Source organism: Paraburkholderia solitsugae (assembly GCF_013177695.1).
Taxonomy (GTDB): domain Bacteria; phylum Pseudomonadota; class Gammaproteobacteria; order Burkholderiales; family Burkholderiaceae; genus Paraburkholderia; species Paraburkholderia solitsugae.
In genome coordinates, this window is sequence record NZ_WOEY01000105.1 from 42,779 (window position 1) to 61,734 (window position 18,956).

Sequence of the window (18,956 nt, forward strand, 5' to 3'; positions counted from 1 at the left end):
CGCTTGACCAGGATGACGTTCGTAAAGCAAGTTTCGCCGTGTTTGCAACAAGGCGGCCCGGGGGCGGCCGGTTTAATGTAACGCGCCTGCTGTCTCACCCGTTCCCGCGCGGCCACGCATCGAAAGATGAATCGCGAATACGCCCGCCAGCGCGACACATGCGGGCACGGCCGCGGCCACGAAAAGCGACGCTGACGACCACTGCAGATGCATCAGCGCGCCGCCGAGCACCGGACCGACAACCGATCCGATTCGCCCGATCCCCAGACTCCAGCCGATGCCGGTCGATCGCAAAGCCGTCGGGTAGTAGGTGGCGGCGAGCGCATTGAGTGCGGGCTGCCCGCCGATGATCGAAAAGCCCGTCAGGAAGATCGACAGGAACAACGCACCGACGGAGACGAGCACGGTCGGATTTCCGATCGCGGCAATCGTCACGATCGCAAGCATGAAGGTCGTGATAAGGACACGCGTGAAGCCGATGCGGTCGATGATACGGCCAAGCGCGAGCGTGCCGATCACGCCGCCCCCCCAAAGGGCCGTACCCGCGTAGACCGCAATCGAAGTCGTATAGCCCGCTTCGCGCACCACCGTCGGCAGCCAGTTGGACAGAAAATACATGTCGAGCAGATTGGCAAAATTGACGATCCACAGCAGTAACGTCACACGCGTTCTCCCGTCCTTGAACAATTCTACGAACGGCACGCCGCGCGGTTTCTCTTCAGCGACCTCGAACACGTGACCTGCGGGAATGGCTACGGCCGGTGCAATCCGCGCGAGGCTTCGGCGAATACGCTCAGCGTCGCTCTTGCGGAAAATCAGGAACTGGATCGACTCCGGCAGCGCCAGCCACATCAGCATGCCCAGCACGAACGGGATCGCACCGCCGACGAAAAACACCGCGCGCCAGCCGAAATGCGGGATCAACGACGCCGTGATGAGCCCCCCTATGACACCGCCGATCGTGAAGCCACAGGACACGATCATCATCAGCGTCACGCGGATCCGGCGCGGACTGTATTCTCCAGCCAGTGCCATCGCGTTCGGCATGATGCAGCCAAGCCCCAGCCCTGCGGCAAAGCGCCAGCCGACCAGTTCCCCGATCGAATGCGAAAATCCCGTCGCGAACATGCAGATCGAGAAGAAGAATGTGGCCGCAATCAGCACAGGACGGCGCCCGACCCGATCCGCAAGCGTGCTGAAGGCGAGGGAGCCAACCAGCATGCCAAACAGCCCGGCGCCAAACACGGGCGACAACGTCTCCTTGGCAATTCCCCACTCGCGGATCACAACGGGCGCGACGTAACCCATCGCCTGGACGTCGAATCCGTCCATGACAAGGCATAACGCACAAAGCGTCACGATCATTAACTGATAGATGCCGAAGCGACCGTCGTCGATCAACTCGCTGACGTTAAGTTTGTTGCTCATGGATGTCTCCTGGTGAGCCGGCCGCTCTTGTTCACGACCTGTTCGTTCGGGCGGCTCGGCAGTAAAAGCAAAAGGAATGTTTTCAAAGTTCCAGCACGAGCTTCCTGCCGGCCGCGCGGGAACAGCAGGTCATCATGCGGGTATTGGATTGCCGCTCGCCTTTGGTCAGCACAACGTCCCGATGATCGACTTCGCCGGCGAGTACACGAACTTCGCACGACCCGCATAAGCCTTCTTCGCAATCGCTCTGCACATCGACGTTCGCCTTGCGCAGCGCCTCGAGCAGTGTCTGATTGGCGGGCACCACAACGACGAGTCCCGAATCCTTCAACTCAACTTCGAACGCGTGTTCGTTAGCGGGATCGAGTGCGCCGAGCTTCGATTCGAAATGCTCGACTTTTAGTGAGTCGTCGGGCCACGCGGCGCTCGCTTCCTGCAGGGCTTCGAGCATTCGAACTGGTCCACATGCATAGACCTGCGTGCCATTTTCCACGTTCAGTGCAGTGAAATCGTTACGCGTCCCTTCATCCGACACGTACACGCGAAGCCGTTCACCATGAAGCTCGGCAAGCTCCGGTAGCAAAACCATCGAGGCCCGCGTGCGTCCGCTGAAATGAACTTCATAGTCGATGCCAAGCGTACTGGCGCGGCGCGCCATTGCACTGATGGGTGTGATTCCAATGCCGCCCGCGATCAGGATCAGCTTCTTCGCTGATTCGTCAAGCCGGAAATGATTGCGCGGGCCACGAATTCTCAACTGCGCACCGACCTTGACGTTGTCGTGCATCCATGCCGAACCGCCGCGGCTTTCCGTCTCCCTGAGCACTGCGATTTCGAACGCTCCTGCATCATCGGGGTCCCCGCATAGCGAATACTGACGCGAGATGCCCGTTGCACCACATTCGACGTCGACATGCGAACCCGCAGTCCAGCGCGGCAGCGGCCGCCCATCCGGCGATGCAAACCTGACACGAACGATATCGGGTGTCTCGCGGGACACCGACGTAACGACAACCGGCCGGCTGAGAGCGTGTGCCGACGGCTCGCCGATGCGTACCGCACTACGCGGCTTAAGCACCGATGCGTCATTGCACTCCGGATTCATCGCCGGGTCCCATTCGACGAGCAGATGCTCCGGGCCGCGGAACGACGTGTTGGGCACGTACGAGAAGCGCTGTGCAGAGAGGCGCATGTGCGGAAGGCGACGCGTGAACTCCTCGAGGAAGATCTGCATCTCCATGCGGGCGAGGTTCTTCCCCATGCATTGATGTGACCCGTAGCCGAACGTCAGTTGGTCGCTGGCATTCTCGCGACGGATATCGAACAGATCGGCATCCGCAAACTGATGTTCGTCGTGATTCGCTGACGACGTGACGATCAGCAGCTTCGATCCCGCAGGAATGTCGATGCCCCCCACAGTCACGTCGCGTGTTGCAAGACGCCGCCATGCCGCGACCGAACCGTTATGCCGCAAGCACTCTTCCACTGCGTTCGGAATGAGACCGGGGTCTTCGCAGATATCGCGCCATGCCTGAGGATGCTCGAGCAGCAGCTTCATGGCGTTCGCTGTGGCGTTCGCCGTCGTTTCGTGCGCGGCCACAATGCCGGCCATCATCATCGAATGCAGGTACGAGTCGGTTACGACTTCGGGCAATTCTCTCTGCTTGCGAATGCCGTATTGCATCCAGCCAGGGCCGTCCGGATCCTGACGCATCTTGTCGAGCACCTTGCCCGCGAATTGCCAGAATTTGCCGACCGCATGCGCGACTTCGACCTGCTCTTCGGGCTTGGGTCGACCCCAGGTATTGACCGTGTGCGCGATCGAGTATTCGCGCAGTGTGTCCATGTCTTCTTCCGGCACGCCCAGAAAATGCAGCGCGACGGTCAACGGCACTTCCCAGAGCATCTGGTCGACGAGGTCCGCCTTGCCGTCGTCGATGAAACGGTCGACGTATTCGCGCGCGAGCCGCCGCACCATCGGCTCGTGATGCCTGAGCGCCTCAGGCGTAAAGGGATCCATCAGCGCGCGCCGACGCGGCATATGTGCCGGTTCGTCCTCGTTCACCAGCGTGCGATTCATTGCGTAACCGTACGAGGTCAGCACACCGTTCGCTTCGGGGCCGGTCGGAGTGATCTTTTCGAGCGCTATCGAGGGACTGAACGTGAGGTTGTCGCGGAAGATCGCCTTGATGTCGTCGTAACGGGTGACGACCCAGTAACCGAGCTTCGGGCTGTAGAACACCGGTTCCTGTTCGCGTGCCCAGCGCACGTACTCCGGCGGATCCTGCTGATAGCCGTCTTCGAACGGATCGAACTCCGCGGCCCGACGGCTGACAGGGCAACCCGACCCCGTGCGCCCCGGGTTGGCTTGCGCGCCGTGGTTGAAAGGACATGCGGAGCCACGCTCCGTTGGAATCGTCTCGCTCATCAAAATCTCCCACTGCAAAAAGACTGTTTGCGTAACTATAATACGCAATGCGTAAATTGCATCCCGGGGTTTACGAGATGGTCCGCTACCACAAGGCGCGCCCCGCTAAAATGCAGCCATGAAAAAAAGCTCAGTTATCACGCCGGCCGGGACGACGACCGCCGCCGCGCCGGAGCGCGGACGCCGCCAGCGCGTCCAATCCGCAACGACCGCGGTGGTCTTGCTGAAAGGCCTGGCCACGCTCGGGGGACGCGCGTCGCTGACGGCACTCGCAGCCTACGTCGACGAGAGTCCGGCGAAGGTGCATCGCTATTTGGTCAGCCTGATGGAAGAATCTCTGGTCGCGCAGGAGCCGCTCACCCAGCTGTACGTGCTGGGGACGGAATGTCTCGCGATCGGACTCGCTGCGATGAGGCTGGTCGACCCAATCAGGGTGGCCGAGCCGTCACTAGTGCTGCTCAGAGAAAGTCTTGAGGTCACCTGTTTCGTCGCGGTGATGGGTAACCGGGGTCCGACGATCGTGCGTTTTGAGGAGCCCGGCCTGCCGGTGACGGTCAACGTCCGAGTGGGCTCCGTAATGTCGGTGCTGTGGTCTGCAACGGGCCGGGTCTTTCTGGGGCTGCTGGATGAGTCCCGCGTCCGGGCAATGGCGGAAGACGAACTGGCGCACGCTCCAGCCGACCTACGAGGCCAGCTCGACGCCAACGATCCTGTCGGGCGGCTCAGAGCCGAAGTTCAGGCCGCGCAGTGTGCAACGGTCAAAGACACCAACCTGAAAGGAATCAGCGCGGTCGCTGCGCCGCTCTTCGACTTCAACGGCCGGCTGTGCGGAACGCTGACGGCGCTGGGGGCGACAGGAGGATTCGACTCATCGATCGATGGGCCGATTGCCGCCGCCGTGCGACGCGAGGCACAAGCCATCAGCGTCAGACTGGGATACGTCACGGAGACACCGCGGGCGTAGAGGATAGCTATCAATAACCTCCGGGCAAGCGAATCGTCCCAATGCCAAGGTCTAGCAATCCACTGCACGCTCTGAGATCAACCCCTCGCGCGCTGGTTCGGCGCTTCGAACAAAGTCCGACATGCCGTATCCGACGCTTTGCGAAGGCTCTTAAGCAGATATCAAGTGGCACACATCATCTGGGTGATCTCGACGTACCAACACCATTCATCAAAGTCTCATCGACATGCCCAGTGGAAGAGGTGTCTCGACCACTCGTACCTGATAGGACGTCCAGCGTGAAGATTTCGACTGTCGGCCTCGACCTGACAGTAAAACTTGAACGTCCGAAATGGCCGCCAAAAGTGTCGTTCGCAACCGCTTTCGGCGATCAGCCTTTCGAAACTGGCGCAAAACGAACGGGGCTTACCCGTATCGACCAAGCAAATTTTGACATCCTTTACCTGGTGCAAACCCATCGGGTGATGGTCACCAGAGGGGGCCCACGTTCGGTTACATTACGATAATGTTAGACGAAACCGACCGCCGCACACCCTTCCGCATCCTCTGCCTCGATGGCGGCGGCGCTAAAGGTTTCTACACACTGGGCGTCCTGAAGCAGCTCGAAGCGATGCTCGACAACACACCACTCTGCGAGCGCTTTGATCTCATCTTCGGGACAAGCACTGGCGCCATCATCGCGACGTTGCTCGCGCTGGGGCGCAGCGTTGATGAGATCCGTGAGCTCTATGAGGCGGAGGTTCCGCGCCTAATGAGTATGCGCGGCAGCAACGCAAGGTCGGCCGCGCTGGAGGGGCTAGCTGCCCGGGTGTTCGATGGTACGGCATTCAGCGGCATGAAGACCGGCATAGGTATCGTGACCGCCCGTTGGCTCGAAGAGAAGCCGATGATCTTCAAGGCACACATCGGCCAGGCTCATGGAAGCAAAGGCACCTTTAAGCCAGGCTTCGGCGCGTCCGTAGCGGACGCTGTTGTCGCCTCGTGCTCCGCCTATCCGATCTTCAACCGTAAGCTGGTCAAGACCAGCGACGGAGATGTCGAACTGATCGACGGTGGCTACTGCGCTAACAACCCGACCCTCTACGCCATCGTTGACGCAACGCAGGCACTGGGATACGCCCATGAAGATTTGCGCGTCGTCAGCCTCGGTGTCGGCAACTACCCCGAACCGCCCAAATACTGGCACAAGTGGGCCATCGAGAAGTTTTTTCTCGTCCGGCTGCTGCACAAGACATTGGGGATAAACACGCACTCCTTGGAACAGCTCGCCATGCTGCTCTGCCCGGACGTGCCCATGGTTCGCATTAACGACAGCTACACCACCCCCGACATGGCCGCCGACCTGATGGAGCACAACATCGAAAAACTGAAACTGCTCTACCGGCGCGGCCTCGAATCGTTCGGCAAGCACGAGCGCCAACTCCGACAACTTTTCTCCTGAGGAGAAGCCGTGGCAATCCCGGAAGATGACTTGACCCGTATGGCACAGATCGGGGCGCAGACGACGTCGAAAGATACCTACGCGACGGTGAAACTGGCCCTAGAAGCAGTTGGAACCGGCTACAGCGGCAAGAGCTACAAGATCTTCCTGCAGGGATCTTACGGCAACGACACGAACATCATTAAGGAGAGCGATGTCGATGTGGTCATCCGGCTTGACTCGATCTTTACCTATGATTTGTCAGCCCTGCCGCCCGACCAGCAACAGGCCTTCCGGTCTTCGCACGGCGTCGCGACCTATACCCATGACCACTTTCGCAAAGACGTGCTGGGGGCCCTAACGGCGCGTTTTGGTGCCCACGTTCATGCCGGGACCAAGGCAGTAATGATTGAGCCCTTCCACAGCCGGCGGAAGGCGGACGTGCTGGTCGCGACCCACCACAGGAAGTACAACTGGTATGTGTCAGACCGAGAAGGAGAACACGACTACGTACTCGGCATTAGCTTTCACAAATCTGATGGGACACGCGTCATCAACTATCCACGGCAGCATCGCGAGAACCTCGTTACCAAGAACCAACAGACCAGCGAATGGTTTAAGCACATCATCCGCATCTTCAAGAACGCCCGCCAGCACATGATCGAGCGTGGTCATATCAACGCCGGAACCGCGCCGTCCTACTACCTTGAAGGGCTCCTCTACAACGTGCCGACACATTGCTTTGGCGTCAGCTATGTCGACTCGATGGTGACGTCCATCAACTGGCTGCTTGCGGCCGATCGCTCGAAGTTCCTCTGTGCGAACGAGCAATACCTGTTGCTCGACGGCAATGGCGATGTGACCTGGAACAGCCATCACTGCACGACGTTCATGCAGGGTATCGTAGCTCTTTGGAATGGCTGGTAAGCGACGTTGTCGATCCTTCTTCATCCTCATCGCGGTCGCCGAACATGGCCTTAACGAACCACGGCCGCTCTAAGATGCGGTCTTCTTTTATTGACTCCAGAGAACCATGCGCCGCTGCAACGACACGGCTTTCAGTTGAATAACGTACGCTGTCGCGGCGGCAATATTCGATCCTCATCCCTGATTTGGTTCGCCGATGTCTTATGACGCCCGTCGGGCGAGACAATCTCGATCTCACCCTGCTTTGCAAGGCTGCTCAATACATCTTTGTAAATCCTCGACGTTGCGGGCGAATCGTTGCATGTGGTCGCGTGCAACGTCTCGTAACTCTGTCCATCTTCGTCCGCGTATATCAAGCGCGGAATATCAAGATGTAGCCGTTCTTCGGTGCGTTTCCTTGCATCGTCATCAAACGTATACCCAAGCTTGCCCTGCTGAGTGAACCTTTCATCGGCGTTCGTGATATAGCCAATTTTGAACATGTCCAGCCCCTCGCCACCATAGTGGATAAAGGTATTGCTGTGCTCCCAGTGAACCTCCGTCATTACATCACGCGCCTTCTGGTGCATTGATAGATGGAGTAGCCAGAAATCGCCATGCCCCTGGGTGGACCGGATAAAGAATGGCGTATGAAAACGTGACCCCGCCGATTTGACGATGTGCGGGTAGAGTTGACTCTGAATGTAAGCGCGCCAGTCACGCTCATTATTCTTGATCTCCTGAAGACTTTTCCCCTGAAATACATTCGGCAACCCGATGCCTTCCAGCGGAGAGCGTCCGCCTTTGTCGCTCGCATATGAATTGAACGAATCGACGTTGAACGTCAAAATCACTTCAGCCCTTGGCAGCGTCTGGAAAATCTTTGCAAGCAACGGCATGGGCACTTTTGCGTAGCCGTATTGATCGAGAATAAAAATTGATCTGCCGCTTCTGGGGGTCTTTTTCCGGACATGCTCGATAATCCTGTCGGCATGCAATCGGAAGTCACCTTGAATGAGATGGATGTCCTTGCTTACGCGAGAACCGAAGCCTTGCTCGCCAATCGTCTTGGTCAGGTAGTTTGCAGCATCCCGATTCTTTTCAACAAAGATATAGTCGACGTTAAATTTGACCTTCTTTATACGCCCAGGATGATTGATTCGAACTTCTGCTTCTTCTGCGGCCTTGAGGCAAATGAAGGGCGAGCCGAGCAGAAATTGTCCCGTAACATCGTGTTCATAGGCTCCGCCGCCAGCAAATCCATCCACGATGGTCAGACGCAATTCTTCCTGATGCGGCGAACTGACCAGTGTGGGGAAATATGCTGCCAGATAACTTCGTAGAAGATCATGTTTGGCAACGCTATGCTGTTGTAATTTTGCAGGGCCGTTTTTCCAATCATAGTGATTTTGCGGCATATGTCCCCTAGGCTATAGCCTATGCCCCCCTTGGGAATTCGTCCCACGTGGAGCCATCTAGCAATCTTCCCGATTTGGTCTTCCCCACTTTGACCATGCGAATCATCTCGCCCATTCTTCCAACTACCTCGACGCGCTGGGCGCGCGCGGAAATACCTTCCTCGATGATTTCTTCAGGAGCCCAATGTCCCCATTGCTTAAAGTGAAATGGTACAGCGGCATTCCGACATTGATCACGCAGACTTTCCGCCCACACAGGATTCATCCATCTCGCATGCGCACCACTTTCACCGCCGGCAATGACCCAGTTGATGCCGGCGCTCAACGCTCCAGGCTTAGCCAACCACTGTGCGATGTCCAGCGGCCCGAGAAGAGGTTCGGCTGAAACGAAACGAACGACGACATCATGTGCGAGCAGATGGTCGACACGCTTCTCGAGCCAGTTCTGTTTCTCTGTAGAAGTGCCCAGCCAGATGTTCGCCGGCCACTTGCCATGCCAAGGGGCAAGTTTTTTTACATGCTCGATTCGTTTCGTGAGCAGCAACCAGTCCAGATGAGGCGTGGCTTCAATCAATCCCCACAGGCGTTCACGAGGGGCGTGCAAATCCTTTCGATTCTCGAATACGTCAGCCATCGAGGCGCAAAAGACCCGCCGGCGCACGCCATCAACTGCGGCCTCCTTGTTCCATTTAATCGGCTCCTGCCAGTGAGCATCCGTGAAGAACCGACGTTCCGCCTTGCTGCCCCAGATATCGGCCCCGAGCCGCTTTGCCCATGTCTCAGCGTAACAGAACTTGCAAGCCGGAGACACGCGCACACATCCCCACCACGGATTGAAAGTGTGATGCGTCCATTCGATTTTGCTTTCCTTGCCCATTACACGCTCCTAGCCTCCCGTAGCACGCATTGTAGGTATTGTGTTTATGCATGTAAAGCATATACTCCGCATAAATTCAGTACGCTAAAAGCAATATTATGGCCTCATCTCCCGGCGAAATCGTGCGAAAAGCATGGAAGCAAACAGGCTTGAGACAGAGCGATTTTGCGTCAAAGCACGGCATTACACAATACAATCTATCGCGCTATGCGGCAGGGAAAGTGAAGCCGCCGGACGAGTTCTTGATGCAGTGCATGCATATTTTGGGGATGATCCGTCAGGAGGAAATCAGTCCTCAAGATCTGGCCGACCTGATTCAAAAGAAGTTGTCGCGCCCCGAGCAGGCGGCAGTCCGTCGCGCAGTTTATGATCTGTTATCCAATTTTCCTTGACCGCGCCATGTGAGGTCCGGGGCGCAGCTGAACTGCGGACCGAGATAAGGATGGGGAGGCTGCCCGATAAGCAGTCTCTCAATGTGCCGGGCGGTCGCGCTTTCCCATCCTTCGCCCGACGCGCTAACCTTGGGTAAAACGCGCCATCAACCCGGTCAGCGTCGCACTACCGATGATCTGGTCGTCGCCGATGAGCGCATAAGCCCAAGGCTTGCCACCACGCTCGGCGGCATGTTGGCTTGCGGCCCGGCACCATTTCGTGGCGGCTTGCGACTTGGCTTGCACCACGAGATCGTTGAGTTCGTTCCTGCTCTTCACCTCGCAGATCAGCATGCGATCTCGAGTTTCGACAACGAAATCCGGTTCGTAGTTGTCGCCGGCACGATATTCAATCTGAAACTGAGTCCTACCTGGTTTCAACCACTTCTCGACCGACGGGTCGGCATCGATCAGAACGGCGAACCGGCGTTCCGGATCCGAATCGAATTTCTGGAGGGAATAACAGCAGTTCTTGAATCCGCCAAACACCTGCCGTTTCGTGTCAGATGCCGGCGATACAGGTTGGCGGAAGTCGTGCACTCTTTGCCCCGGAACCACATTGAACGGCTGAGCCTGAAGCAAGGTGAATCCGCGCGCCACACGAACCTCATAGTCGTCTTCGCCCAAGGGCGTTTCGACATAGTTCTGCATCATCTGCGCGAAGATGAACTCGGCAAGCTGGCGACCATTTCTCAGAAGTACGTTTTCCGTCTCTGCTGCAGTCGTCAGGTACGAATTGATGCGAGCGACCATTTGGCCCGCGAGCTTGTAAAGCAGATCGGCATGGGCATCGTAATCAACCTCGTTCCGCTCGATCAGGAAGCGGACCAGGTAATCCTCGAGGCGCTCCTCGCGAGGATCATCGACAGTTTTCGCCAGATATATTCGAACCTCGGTTCGCAGGCTTTGAACCACCAATCCATCGTCGATCGGCCGGACGTTGATTGTGGTCAGGTCTTTCAAATCGAAGTCGGCGAACTGGAACGTTACCTGCCGTTTCGGAATGACCAAAATCTGAGGGATAGACAGTGTCCGCTCGGCTACAGTTTGCGTCACGGCTTCCACGATCTGATCGACGCGCGGCGCAGACACCATGCCCGCTAACGTCCCTTGCGCCGGTCGGATGATCTCTTGAACGGCTTCGGTTATCTGACGCTGCACGTCGGGAGTTCGGAGCTCTTCCGCGCTTCCGAGCTTGCGTTCAAAGCGCCGGATCACTTCGAGCGTTACTTCTGCCGTGCGGGTTTCTTCCGGTGTGTTCAGTGTGAAAACCGGTGCCGCCGCCTCCTCCAGGCCAGGAAGTGACGGACCACCACCAGTGATCATAATTTCCGCAATCGAAGGGGCGGTCACGAGCGCGGCGCCAGCGGAAGAAACGTCGCATCCATCGCCGATCTCAATATGCGTCATGACGATCGAGCCGGGCTCTCTGGCCTTCTGGATGATTTCGTCGAAGCGGTCATGGGCGATAACTGTCAGCCTGTCGACGGCCGCAAAGTCCTCCTCGCCGCTTCGCGTCACGCGCTCCCCGTATGGCAAGCGAAGACCACGACCAAGCGTCTGCTCCGTCAAAATATCGGAGGCGGACGCCCGCAGCGGAACGATCGTGTAGAGGTTGGTCACGTCCCAGCCCTCTTTGAGCTTATTGACGTGGATCACGATCTCAGTGCGACCGTCCTGCTCCAGCGCCACGAGGCGTTGGGTAGCGTCCTCGCTTTCTTCACCCCGCAAAGCCGAATGAACCTCTGCGACCTTGTCTTTAAATCGGCCCATGAAAAAATCATCCGACTCAATGTAGCCGCGTAGACGCCGCGCATGGTCGGTGTCCTGTGCGACAAGCAGAATGAATGGCTGCACCCTTGGTCGCCCCGTCACGCGGTGATACCGGTCAAGCTCGACGGCAACGTGGTCATGGTTGTGAACTGCATCCTCAAGCTTGATCTGCTCGAGGCGCTCATCAGACACCGATTTCGGGTCGAAATCTTTCCGCGTGGCTACGGCCGGCTCTTTAACAAACCCGTCCGCCATTGCCTGCCCCAGGCTGTAGCTGTAGATCACGTTACGGAACGGTACGGAATTCGCGCCCACCGTCTTCGGTGTAGCCGTCAATTCAAGCCCGAGAATTGGCTTCAACCCGTCGATGGCTTTGGCACCTGCGCTCGCGCGATAGCGGTGCGCTTCGTCCATCACGAGCACAAGATCATCCAGGCCCGCGAGATAATCGTAGTAGCTCTCGCCGATCGTTTCCTGCAACTTCTTCATCTTGGGACTTCCGCGCGGTCCCTCTTCCTTGTTAATCTTGTCGATGTTGAAGATGTTGATATGGACATCGCTACCGAAAAGGTCGGAGGCTCGACCGCCTTCGAGACGGACGCCCCGGCCGCTCTCGTAATTGTCGCCGGTGATCAGCAGCGGCGGATTGGTTGCAAACTCAGCGATACCCTTGAAAACGTATTTGGGATGACCTGGCGTGAAGTCATTGATCAGCTTTTGGTAGATCGTTGTGTTCGGTGCCAGGACGAAGAAATGCCGGCTTTTTCCTGTCAGATAGAGATAGGCGATAAACGCGCCCATCAGACGTGTTTTCCCCACGCCCGTTGCAAGGGCAAAGCAGAGCGATGGAAAGTCACGCTCGAAATCCTCAAATTGCGGCCAGGTTTCGCGGATAGCTGCGAGTGCCCGGCCATCAGCGATGTCCTTTCTCAGTGGGACACGCTGTAATACCTCCGCAAGGATTTCCAGAGAAGCGGCTTGTGGCGGACGAAGAGACAATCGCTGTGTGATGGTATGCAGTTCCCGGCTCATTATTCGTGCTATTCCTTTTCTGCAAACAAATCAGGCTGCGGTCGGGCCGCCGTCTTCGGGGAGCTGCGCTTGACCGGCTCTGGCTTGGCGATTGGCAGGTTCTGGACGGTCAGACTGTAGTCGTCTTTGCCCCATTCGCATTTGCGCAGCACGGCAAGGGGGATCTTTCGCACCGTCAGGTTCGCGAACGAATCCGCTTTGGCGTTGAAAGCCTTGCAGCAGACAAGCAGGCTGCGCTCGTCACCGACTTCCTCGGAGAGCGCGCGCAGCTGTTCGTGCGTCAAGCTTTGCGTCGTGACGTAGATAAAATCTCGCTCAGAAGAATGACCGTGCATCCAATAATGCTGCTCGCTCGGATCGTAGGTGAATCCCATCAGCTTGCACACGGCCTCGGCGAGCATGGCGGCGTTGTAGTCAGTTTGGATGACCCAGTTACCCCATTTGTCCTTCTGAAGCAATGACGGCGCAAGGCGGTAGTACCGAAAGCCACCTCCGCCTTTCCACCCCACAGAGTCCGTTACGCCGCCTGAATCCTCGCCGTCAACGACTTTCGTCAACCGTGGAATAACATGCGTGTGGCAATGCTCGCCTAACTCGACCATGATCCAACGACGGCCCATTTTCTGCGCCACTGCGCCCGTCGTACCGGAGCCAGCAAATGAATCCAACACAAGATCATTGGGATCGGTCGCAATTTCGAGAATGCGCTTGAGGAGCCGCTCCGGTTTCGGAGTATCGAACACATTTTGAGGACCATACAAACCAATCATTTCTTTCTTGGATTCGTCTGTATGACCGACTTCGTCGTGAGGCCACCAATTGTGGGGGGTCATTCCATCCCGGACTTCGGAAAGAAATAGCTTCAATGCTGGCACAGTGTTAGTCCCATCGCGACCCCACCAGATGCGGTCTTCGTCGACATGACGTTGGTGCGTCTGCGGGTCGTATTTCCAAGCCTTCTTGGTATTCTTAATCACCATCCCGTTATTCGGGTTGACTATGTCGTAGCAGAGATTGCGCCGCTTTTCCGGAGTTGCCTGATTAAGATAATCAACGGCCTTCCACGGTCCTCTTGGATCGTCATCAGGGTTTGAGTATCGGGCGGCTGATTCTTCAGTCCTGGGTAATAACTTATTTTTGAACTGATCGCTTTTGGCATAAACCAAAACAAAATCACAAATCGATGCTATGCCCTGAAAATTATTGCTAACGCTGTATTTCCGTTGCCAAGTTATCGTCGTTTTGTAGTTACTCCGGCCAAACACCTCATCGCACAATACCTTGAGGTAGTGAGCTTCATTGTCGTCAATCGTGATCCAAAGCGATCCATCGTCCGATAGCAACCGTTGGATTATTTCGAGTCGGTCACGCATGAGCGACAGCCAGATTGAATGTTCCACGCCGTCATCGTAGTGCGTGAAGGCGCTACCGGTGTTATAGGGAGGATCGATGAAGACGCACTTCACCTTGCCCGCGAACTCTGATTCGAGTGCCTTGAGTGCCAGCAAGTTGTCGCCGAAGATTAGCCGATTGTCGAATAGGTCACTGTCCGTCAAGCGATGCTTCGCGTGATGCGACTTCGACTGATCTTCAATGAGGATCCGTGGTTCGAGGTGCTGCCGGTTATCCTTGCCAACCCAGGTCAGCTCGAGACGCTGCTTCTTGCTCATATAATCTCCCACCGGATGGTGAACAACGGTGTGAGCGTCGGCGCTATCTTTAGACTTTCCTGAATTTTGTCGAGCATTGATTCCACTTCTGCACGGATTTCGGCCTTCCGGTCGAAAAACGCCGCCTTCATCTTGTCGCGCTTGGCTTCCTGAGCACTGATACGTCGCTTCTCTGTGAGTTTTTCACTCATGGGTAAATTCGATCCTCGCAATGCTTTTCTTGCTGCTTTGATTTCAATATCGATTGTCTTCACATCGGCCTCGAACGCGCGTTCCAGGTCGTCACCATAGGCATCAAGTTTTTCGCCCTCTTCTTCCAGCCAGACGTTGTTCTGCTCCTCAGCGAGGGCGAGAAGACTTTTACGCCGCTCAGCTTCTACCGCATCCAGTGTTTCGTTAGGCGCGACGTCAGTGGTCTCGCCAAGGTCGCTGGCGGGCACAGCAAAAAGCCGTTCGAACGTGTCCGGATGCGCCTCCTGTCCGTTGTCGGTTACGAGTGACAGGACAAGGTGTTCGCGGACAACGGCCGCTGTATTGATCCTCAGTTTGCCAACCCGCAGCCACCCCCCGGACCCGCGCAATGGTTCAACGTCAGCAAGCCTGCCCGGATAGGCGGAAAGATCGAATCGCAGATGACCGACCCTCGGGAACGCGCGCTCCTTAGCCTGGGCGATCACCTTCTGCGCCAGGGTTCCCTCGGTCATGCGGAAGAACAGCCACCCGCGTTCGTCGGCCAATGGCCACTCGGTCGTGTAAGTCTGCCCTTGATAGTCGAAACGCCGTTCGTCATCGGCATGGAAACTTGCCTCGGGCAGTTCCGTTTGCGCGATCCGCAACAGATCTCGGTCGAGATCAGACAGGTGCTTGCGGATTTCCCCATCGCGGGTTTTAAGTTGCCGTGTGACCTTTTCGTCGACGTTCTCAAGGAGTCGCTTGCGTGCGTCGAGGACCTGCTCGCTGATCTGAGACTGCAAATCGACCTGGAGTTGGTCAAACGCCATATTGATTTCGGTCTCGTTCCGGGCAGCCTGGACGATTTCGAGGATGCGGCGCTCAATGTCCACGCCACGTTCAATCGCTCCAAGGACCTCGTCGCTGGCACCAAAGACACCGTCAAAAAGCTTGAATTTCTGGTCGAGCAACTCGTACACACGCTGCTCAGCCCTGTTTTTCAGATTCAAAAAATTGACGACGGTCACGTCGATTTTCTGGCCGTAACGATGACAGCGGCCGATGCGCTGTTCGACCCGTTGCGGATTCCAGGGCAGATCGAAGTTGACGACCAGGGAGCAGAATTGAAGGTTGATACCTTCCGCGCCCGATTCAGTCGCGATCAGAACAGATTTTTGGTCGCGGAAAGCTTCCACGACCGCTGCTTTCATGTCCGCGGTCTTTGAACCCGAAACGACATCGGAACCCTTGTGGCGGGCGAGCCAGTCCCGGTAAATCGCCCCGCTCGAAGGATCGTTATTCTGACCGTTCAGAAGCACGATCTCATCGGCGTGCCCGTTGGCCGAAAGGAGCTCCGCGAGATAGCGTTGCGTGCGGACGGACTCCGTGAAAATGACCGCTTTTCGCTGACCGCCTTTGGTGACGATCATGTCTAATGCGCCCGGGAGAGCACTTACCAGCTTGCCGCCTTTCGCGTTCTCACCGATTGCCAGTGCAAGGGTGCGATATTCTTCCAGCTCGGCGATTTCTGCCGCCAGCTTGACGGGGTCAATTTCGTCGTCTTCTGCGTCGTCATCGTCGAATTCTTCAGCCGCCTCGTCGATCACGTCGTAGTCAACCAGGTTTTCGATCGACGGCCGCTCCTTGGCTTTTAGGCGTTCGATGATTTTCGCCAATGTCTCGGACAGGGCGAAGGTCGAGGAGCCGAGAATCTTGCGGACAACGAGCGTAACCAGTGCGTTTGGCCGATCACCGAAGGCGATGGTGCCCGGCCGCTGCAGGTAGGACGACACGGCCGTATAAAGGCGCGCTTCGTTGTCGGACGGTTCAAATGACAGCGTCAGCGGGCAACGGGCAGTGTATTTGATCAGGCCAGCTTGCTGCACCTGACGGCGCAGCGTGCGCTTGCAAATCGATTCAAGACGCTTCCGCAAAAACAGAAACCCATTATTGGCAGAGCCGCCCCCGACATACGACGATCGGAATCCGTTCTCATCACCGAAAAAATGTTCGTCGATAACCGAAACCAGTCCGTACAACTCCATGAGGGAATTCTGCAGCGGCGTGGCGGTCAGGAGGATCTTGAAGGAGGAACTGGTGGCTTCACGCAGCCGCTTTGCTCGCAGGCCAGTGCCCTGTTTGTAGACATTGCGTAGCCTGTGAGCTTCGTCATAGACGACCAGGTCCCACCGGCCCTGTGCAATGTCTTCGGCTTTCGCTGCCGCAAACTCATAGGAGGTGATGATGATCGTGTCAGGCCGCTCGAACGGACGAGCATTACCATTCTTCTTCGCCAGGTTATAGCTTTTGCTCTCAACGATGATGGAAGGGAGCGAAAACTTATCGAACAACTCCTGGCTCCACTGCTTGCGAAGCGATGCGGGCACGACCAGCAAAATTCGCCGCCGGCGTTCCGCCCAGCGTTGCGCGATTACCAAGCTTGCTTCGATTGTTTTTCCCAACCCGACCTCGTCCGCAAGAATGACACCTTTCGAGAGAGGCGATCCCAATGCAAAAAGCGCCGCATCAACCTGATGTGGGTTCATATCGACGCGCGCGGTTGATAGCGATTGCGCAAGCGCATCGTCACCCACCCCTTCAAGGGTGATGCGATGGGCAAAGAAAGCGCTTTGATGTCGCGTGAGAGCTCGGGTGTCGGTTGTCATTCTATGGCGATGCCTTTCTTATCCGACCGTGTGATCACTGCATGATTTTTCCTGCGCTCGCCAAGAGTCGGCAAGCGCTTATCGGCCCAGCTTGAGGATTCACTGGAACGAAACAGCCAGTTCGACGCCCGAGTAGTTCACACGCGGGACCAACTGCCGCCCGGGGCCTTTCTCGAAATGCACCAGCCCGTGGCTCTCCATGGTTTTGAGCGTTCGCGACAGATTGGATTCGGCGCGACCGGTCTTCTCCGCCAGCTCACGGACGGAAGCTGGTTCTGTTTGCGCGATGAGCGTCAACAGCTCCCGGTTCTTGTCCGAAAGCACGCGCGCGAAACTTTCCAGCGACTGGAACCAGACTTTAGGTTCGTCGACGGCCGGCACGTAGTCGCCGCGCGCGATCGCCATCGTGCGGGCCTTGTACTGTTCAAACGTGGCAATACCGACTTTCAGCGTATTCATGGCTGGGTACTCCTCTTCTGCAATATCGCTTCAACTTCAGTCCAGAAATCCGCCAGCAAAGTCGCGGCGTCCTGGTAGACATAAAACCGCACTCTCTCCCCACTGTGGAGATGATCGTACTCGATGCGGGTTCTGGCTCCGGGTCCAGTTCCTTCGCGGATCGCGTGCGCGTTATCAAAGCCAAGAAGGCGCGTGCCGCTCCTGTCGTGCAACGTCAGCGAATAATGCAGCCCGTGGGGACGCATCTGCGTTACCTGGACCTGTTGCACGCTGAATTTCACCCAATATTCCCCTTCGGCGTCCGCGAAGAAAGTGTCCCCATCAAGCAAGAGAAGGGCGTCGAGGCTTGCATCACGATTGACCATAAGCCAACTTATCATCTAGTGATAAGTTAGTCAAGCGATCGCGCCCGTGGTGTTGGGAGGTGCCTGCAGGGACGCACGCGGGCTCCTAGGGGTTTGAGGCACAGTGGAACAGTTACGCGAAAAAACGATAATCGTTCCACTGTGCCTAAAACCCTAGGTTCACCAAACAAGCTCGTCGAGAACGACCCGGTCGAAGTCTGCCCGCTTTCGCGTGGGGTGAGATCGACTCTGAGGACAGGTTGGGGCGCCCTCAAGATTCGGACTTTTACGTACGTGTGCGACGTGAAGTCGCACCAGTTATTGTCTCGGCCCGCAAGGGATAGTCAGCCTCATTGTTCCCTCGACGATAGGGGTTGAGCTGCAAGGCGACTCAACGACACTGACCACTTCCTTGTGCAGCCCGGCGTAGTCGCCGGGCGCGATCGCCACCGTCGTCATGACGCTTTGACCGCATCCTTGAATGCCTTGCCGGCCGTGAACTTGACCGTTTTCGCGGCAGCAATCTGCATCTCTTCGCCCGTCGACGGATTGCGGCCGATGCGTGCCGCGCGCTGCCCCGTCGAGAACGACCCGAAGCCGACCAGTTGCACGGCGTCGCCGGCGGTCAGCGCGCGCATGATCGCCCCGAGCACCGCATCGATGGCTTCGCCGGTGGCGGCCTTGCTGTCGCCGGTGCGATAGGCGACCGCGCTGATGAGTTCCTGCCTGTTCATGGACAGCCCTGTTCTGTGAGTAAAACCCGACCCTACCGCATCGCACGGCTCACAGGCAAACCCAAGGCAAACCTGACGCCGGCCGGCGACGACCAGAAAGCGCCGTGCATGAAAATCGCCACATCTGATAACTGGAGTTAGCGGGAGTGGTGTTTTTGCTTGGCAGATTTCCGCTGCGCTGGTAGCCTTCGTGCAAGTGCCTGATCCGGCACGATAATTCCCGCGCGCCTCACTG

The 18,956-nt window shown here is 57.1% G+C and carries 15 protein-coding genes; 5 read left to right on the forward strand and 10 right to left on the reverse strand.

All coding sequences use genetic code 11. The features are described 5' to 3' along the window. Positions 1–72: 72 nt before the first annotated feature. The gene (locus GNZ12_RS26910; protein WP_172315231.1) at positions 73–1,428 is read right to left on the reverse strand and encodes an MFS transporter; all 1,356 of its coding nucleotides are present in this window, start codon (positions 1,426–1,428) and stop codon (positions 73–75) included. Between the two features lie 82 nt (positions 1,429–1,510). Then, the gene (locus GNZ12_RS26915) at positions 1,511–3,856 is read right to left on the reverse strand and encodes a cytochrome P450/oxidoreductase (protein ID WP_172315232.1); all 2,346 of its coding nucleotides are present in this window, start codon (positions 3,854–3,856) and stop codon (positions 1,511–1,513) included. Positions 3,857–3,974: 118 nt separating this feature from the next. Between GNZ12_RS26915 and GNZ12_RS26920 the strand changes: the two genes are divergently transcribed. From GNZ12_RS26920 to GNZ12_RS26935, 4 genes are all read left to right on the forward strand, one after another. After that, positions 3,975–4,820, forward strand: coding sequence for an IclR family transcriptional regulator (locus tag GNZ12_RS26920; protein WP_172315233.1), 846 nt, complete (start codon positions 3,975–3,977; stop codon positions 4,818–4,820). Positions 4,821–5,098: 278 nt separating this feature from the next. Further along, positions 5,099–5,326, forward strand: a complete 228-nt coding sequence (locus GNZ12_RS26925; RefSeq protein WP_172315234.1) for a hypothetical protein — start codon at positions 5,099–5,101, stop codon at positions 5,324–5,326. Then, positions 5,326–6,261: a patatin-like phospholipase family protein gene (locus tag GNZ12_RS26930; RefSeq protein ID WP_172315235.1), complete on the forward strand. Its 936-nt coding sequence runs from the start codon at positions 5,326–5,328 to the stop codon at positions 6,259–6,261. The genes GNZ12_RS26925 and GNZ12_RS26930 overlap by 1 nt, the downstream gene beginning before the upstream one ends. Positions 6,262–6,270: 9 nt before the next feature. Beyond that, complete coding sequence (locus GNZ12_RS26935) at positions 6,271–7,167, forward strand: nucleotidyltransferase domain-containing protein (RefSeq protein ID WP_216673375.1); 897 nt, start codon at positions 6,271–6,273, stop codon at positions 7,165–7,167. A gap of 131 nt (positions 7,168–7,298) precedes the next feature. Here GNZ12_RS26935 and GNZ12_RS26940 read toward each other — a convergent pair whose 3' ends face one another. Together GNZ12_RS26940 and GNZ12_RS26945 are read right to left on the reverse strand one after the other, a co-directional pair. Beyond that, positions 7,299–8,564 (reverse strand): three-Cys-motif partner protein TcmP, encoded by a 1,266-nt coding sequence (locus GNZ12_RS26940; protein WP_172315236.1) that lies wholly within the window; start codon positions 8,562–8,564, stop codon positions 7,299–7,301. Positions 8,565–8,583: 19 nt separating this feature from the next. Further along, on the reverse strand, positions 8,584–9,441 hold the full coding sequence (locus GNZ12_RS26945) for a DUF5131 family protein (protein ID WP_172315237.1): 858 nt from the start codon (positions 9,439–9,441) through the stop codon (positions 8,584–8,586). 98 nt (positions 9,442–9,539) lie between these two features. Here GNZ12_RS26945 and GNZ12_RS26950 point away from each other — a divergent pair, with 98 nt between their 5' ends. Continuing rightward, a complete protein-coding gene (locus tag GNZ12_RS26950; protein WP_172315238.1) occupies positions 9,540–9,833 on the forward strand; it encodes a helix-turn-helix domain-containing protein in 294 nt (97 codons plus the stop codon). A 123-nt stretch (positions 9,834–9,956) separates the two neighbouring features. Here the strand turns inward: GNZ12_RS26950 and GNZ12_RS26955 are convergent, their stop codons facing one another. From GNZ12_RS26955 to GNZ12_RS26980, 6 genes are all read right to left on the reverse strand, one after another. After that, positions 9,957–12,677: a DEAD/DEAH box helicase family protein gene (locus tag GNZ12_RS26955; protein WP_172315239.1), complete on the reverse strand. Its 2,721-nt coding sequence runs from the start codon at positions 12,675–12,677 to the stop codon at positions 9,957–9,959. An 8-nt stretch (positions 12,678–12,685) separates the two neighbouring features. Continuing rightward, the gene (locus GNZ12_RS26960) at positions 12,686–14,347 is read right to left on the reverse strand and encodes a site-specific DNA-methyltransferase (protein ID WP_172315240.1); all 1,662 of its coding nucleotides are present in this window, start codon (positions 14,345–14,347) and stop codon (positions 12,686–12,688) included. Next, positions 14,344–17,184 (reverse strand): SNF2-related protein, encoded by a 2,841-nt coding sequence (locus tag GNZ12_RS26965; RefSeq protein ID WP_172315241.1) that lies wholly within the window; start codon positions 17,182–17,184, stop codon positions 14,344–14,346. Before GNZ12_RS26965 ends, GNZ12_RS26960 begins: the two co-directional genes overlap by 4 nt. 99 nt (positions 17,185–17,283) lie before the next feature. Beyond that, the gene (locus GNZ12_RS26970; protein WP_172315242.1) at positions 17,284–17,643 is read right to left on the reverse strand and encodes an HVO_A0114 family putative DNA-binding protein; all 360 of its coding nucleotides are present in this window, start codon (positions 17,641–17,643) and stop codon (positions 17,284–17,286) included. Further along, the gene (locus GNZ12_RS43955) at positions 17,640–18,008 is read right to left on the reverse strand and encodes a toxin-antitoxin system TumE family protein (protein WP_235993903.1); all 369 of its coding nucleotides are present in this window, start codon (positions 18,006–18,008) and stop codon (positions 17,640–17,642) included. Before GNZ12_RS43955 ends, GNZ12_RS26970 begins: the two co-directional genes overlap by 4 nt. 434 nt (positions 18,009–18,442) lie before the next feature. Next, on the reverse strand, positions 18,443–18,721 hold the full coding sequence (locus GNZ12_RS26980; protein WP_172315244.1) for an HU family DNA-binding protein: 279 nt from the start codon (positions 18,719–18,721) through the stop codon (positions 18,443–18,445). Positions 18,722–18,956 lie beyond the last annotated feature (235 nt).